General features: G+C 49.2%; 4 protein-coding genes. 3 read left to right on the top strand and 1 reads right to left on the bottom strand.

Annotation, left to right across the window (positions count from 1 at the left end; genetic code table 11):
• Positions 1 to 221 precede the first annotated feature (221 nt).
• Positions 222 to 812: a DUF3611 family protein gene (locus ACUVJL_RS34985; RefSeq protein WP_445250017.1), complete on the bottom strand. Its 591-nt coding sequence runs from the start codon at positions 810 to 812 to the stop codon at positions 222 to 224.
• A gap of 167 nt (positions 813 to 979) precedes the next feature.
• On the opposite strand from ACUVJL_RS34985, the gene ACUVJL_RS34980 reads away from it, so the two are divergent.
• From ACUVJL_RS34980 to ACUVJL_RS34970, 3 genes are all read left to right on the top strand, one after another.
• On the top strand, positions 980 to 1,150 hold the full coding sequence (locus ACUVJL_RS34980) for a hypothetical protein (RefSeq protein WP_190742251.1): 171 nt from the start codon (positions 980 to 982) through the stop codon (positions 1,148 to 1,150).
• 359 nt (positions 1,151 to 1,509) lie between these two features.
• The gene (locus tag ACUVJL_RS34975) at positions 1,510 to 1,803 is read left to right on the top strand and encodes a hypothetical protein (RefSeq protein ID WP_333439067.1); all 294 of its coding nucleotides are present in this window, start codon (positions 1,510 to 1,512) and stop codon (positions 1,801 to 1,803) included.
• A gap of 103 nt (positions 1,804 to 1,906) precedes the next feature.
• Positions 1,907 to 2,131 (top strand): MerR family DNA-binding transcriptional regulator, encoded by a 225-nt coding sequence (locus ACUVJL_RS34970; protein WP_445250016.1) that lies wholly within the window; start codon positions 1,907 to 1,909, stop codon positions 2,129 to 2,131.
• Positions 2,132 to 2,462 lie beyond the last annotated feature (331 nt).

Raw genomic sequence — 2,462 nt, 5'->3', positions numbered from 1 at the left:
ATTCACTTTGGGATTGGTGAGCGATTCTAATTGGGAATTGGGCATTGGGAATTGGGCATAGTTAGTGGTTAGTGGTTACTTGTTAGTAGTTTTTCTAATCACAAACAACAAATAACAAATAACAAATTACCTATTCCCCATGCCCGATGCCCCATGCCCGATGCCCGATGCCCCATGCCCCCATGCCCCATGCCCGATGCCCGATGCCCGATGCCAATTTTCTATTGCTTGTGAATGCGATCGAGCAACCAAAGAGCCCCGAAAATCCCTACAAAGTGGGCAACTGTGGCGTGAGTATTTGCGAGTACCACAAATATATCTAGGGGCTGAATAAATCGGCCCACATCGACTGCGGCACCGAACAAGGCTTGCGGCTGAGCTAGAGATTTGGCTAAAAGCGTGCCGCTGATGGCTTCTGCGCCGATCAGCGTCAGCACCATTCCTGACAAGTTGCTCATCAGTGACAGTCGCACCTCTTTGATGGTGTCTGCTTTTTTGGGGCGGACAGCGTTAGCGGGCGATCGCAGTTGTCTCGACAAGCGGGTGAAGCGGAAAGAGCGATATACGCTGTAAGCGAGTACGGCCAGCCCGCAAATGGCAAAAAATACGCCGCCGCCGGTGCCGGCACTGTTTGAACCCCCAGCGGCGGTAGCCCTAGGGATGGCGAAGGGGATGGCAAAGAGCAAAATGATCGCCGCTACCACCCCTAGCACTAACTGTACCCAGAAGCAAACCCAGCCTGTTGTACGAAGGGCAAAGGCTACTCGCTGTGCGGCGACAGGAAGCTTATCGTTATCTAACTGATTAGTCATATTTTGAGCGGGTATAATTAAGTGGCTTTAGTGGGCAGCAGTTTTTTCTCTTCGGGGACGGTTGACGGCGGTTAACCCTCTTTATAATAGAAGTAGCAATGTTTAAGAATTGTAACTAACATTGGATTTCACATTTGAATAGCGTCGATCGCAAGGTACCCAAAGCAATGACACAACTACAACCCACCGTCACTCCCAAACTGGGACAGCCAAAGTTTGGCTTCAACAGCTACGCGGAACGCCTTAACGGTCGAGCCGCGATGATCGGTTTTTCTTTAACTTTAATTATCGAGTATGTCACAGGGCAGGGGTTGCTGTCCTGGTTAGGTCTCAACTAATTTTAGCAATGGCGCGGTCAGCCTCACACTTTGTTTTGACTGGAACCGCAGCGGGTGTCACTTCTGCTGACCGCGACAAATTCGGGAATTGATTAAAATATTAATTACAGACAACCCGAGCGACTTCTCTGTCGAGAGAGAGCGGTTCCCCGAATCTAAGAGCTGGCTGTTGGAGGTGTTGTATATCGGGTGGAATTTTGATTTGACAAGCTTGGCAATTTGGCCTCGCTCCCGTACAATTCCCCACAGGCGAGAAGATGAATTTAGGTGAAGCTAGTCTCCCTTGCTAGAAATCCCGATCGTTCCGCCCACTCTAAGTTTTAGAGATTGTAAATAAATATAGAACAGAGTAAAACCAAATGAATGCTTCGTGGACGCGACTTTTGAGGTCAGCTTACCGTAGAGAGCCAATTACCAGCTTTGTTGTGACAGTGGGCGTTGTCGATGCAGCCATCGGCAGCATCGGTGCGAGTGGCTCTTTATTGGCTTTTGGGCTGGGTACCGCTGGGGTGGCGATGGCTCTCCGCTGGTGGCAAATTTACCGCTCAGGAGCCGAACAACCCGCACCTGCTGCCGAATACTATCTTCCTCCTCAGTCTTCTCGGCCCCAGTTGCCCGTGCTTAACGTGTCTAAAAAAAATCCTCCTTATTAAGATTACCGGGCAATGGGGCCCGGCGAGGTGGCGATCGACTCTCTGCATCTGATGCAGTAAAACATAGGGCCAGAAAAGTCTTTCGATCTGGGATGCTTGGTTTATGAATATTTCTGTTGCCGAGAAACTGTACAAAATTGGCTCCGTAGCTGGCTGTAGCGGTTTGTCGGTGAAAACTGTTCGCTACTATGAGGAGATGGGCTTGCTGTCTCCTGCGGTGGAGCGATCGCCCGCTGGTTATCGCTTGTTTGGCGAAACGGTATTCCACAGGTTGGCGTTTGTTAAACGATCTCAGACTCTGGGTTTGAGCCTTCAGGAGATGGACTAAATTGCCAAAAAGTTTACAAAAGTTGGTCATACTTAACTTGACTGATTAACATTCTGGGCCGTATGATTACACCAATGCCTAAAAAAGGCTTAATTATCTGGTTTGTAAACCACAGTTTTGTCAAAACTGACCAGCCTGTTACAAGGTCGAACGGGAGTCCGCGTTTCGTTAAATTGGTTGAAAATAGTGGGTCAGGAACCTCAGCCTAAAGGCATGAGGCTTGGAAGAGAAATCTAACAAGCCGTTCTGACCAGCCTAAGTCCGCTTGCGGACTATGTTTTTTGAGTCACGATACCGGAGAATGCGTAGCTAGTTTTCCGCTCTATCGCTC

Origin of the sequence: Microcoleus sp. OTE_8_concoct_300 (assembly GCF_031383065.1) — a bacterium.
Lineage (GTDB): Bacteria > Cyanobacteriota > Cyanobacteriia > Cyanobacteriales > Microcoleaceae > Microcoleus.
This window is presented reverse-complemented; position numbering and strand designations above follow the sequence as displayed.